This is a genomic window from Tenacibaculum sp. MEBiC06402, assembly GCF_049239625.1.
Taxonomy (GTDB): domain Bacteria; phylum Bacteroidota; class Bacteroidia; order Flavobacteriales; family Flavobacteriaceae; genus Polaribacter.
Genome location: NZ_JBMKKT010000087.1, coordinates 1 through 707 on the forward strand (window position 1 = coordinate 1; position 707 = coordinate 707).

General features: G+C 30.4%; 1 protein-coding gene. It reads right to left on the reverse strand.

The window, feature by feature from the left end; all coding sequences use genetic code 11:
• Positions 1–62: 62 nt before the first annotated feature.
• Positions 63–602: a hypothetical protein gene (locus ACOSP6_RS04895; protein ID WP_422092326.1), complete on the reverse strand. Its 540-nt coding sequence runs from the start codon at positions 600–602 to the stop codon at positions 63–65.
• Between the last annotated feature and the right edge of the window lie 105 nt (positions 603–707).

Below are 707 nucleotides of genomic sequence, written 5' to 3' on the forward strand. Positions count from 1 at the left end.
AGATAATTAATAAGATTGAATTTCTGGTGAGGAAATTCAGCCGCAATTAATTATACGCTTTGTTAGGCACTGGTTTTTCTGTTTTTCAAAATATAAAAAGTACCGTAAATCAAGCCAATTAATCCACCAAAATAGCTGGAATTATGTATTGAGCCAGCAGTCAAAAAGTTTTTTTTATCAATCAAGTCAGCTGGAAGTTTCCAGTTAAGATCAAAGTTGGGAACAAAAAAGTTTCCTATTAAAAAACCTATAATCCCAAATCCGATTGTTATTATTAGAGTCCTAATAATTGCGTTAATTGAAATTCTCCACATTGTTTTTAGACTAGCTTTAAACATTGATAAAGTTCCTAAAATCAATCCTATTAATAATCCAAACCAGCAAGTGGAAAGAATTCCAATAAATATTAGTTTTCGTTTGTCATCATTTTCAAATGCATAATCCCAAAATCCGAATTGTTCGAACTTGAATTTTGTAAAATATTCTGATGAAATCGAATAAGTTATTTGATTGTGTATAATTCCGTAAATTGATGCAAGTATTAGTGAAAAACACACAACTAATATTAAAAGTCCAAATTTTCTTATCATTACATTTTTCAACTTGTGCCTAACGTATTTGTGTATGATTTTTTGCGGGAAAAGGACGCGAGTCGTTTTCCGTTGTTGCGGAAAGATAATTAATAAGATTGAATTTCCGGCGAGGAA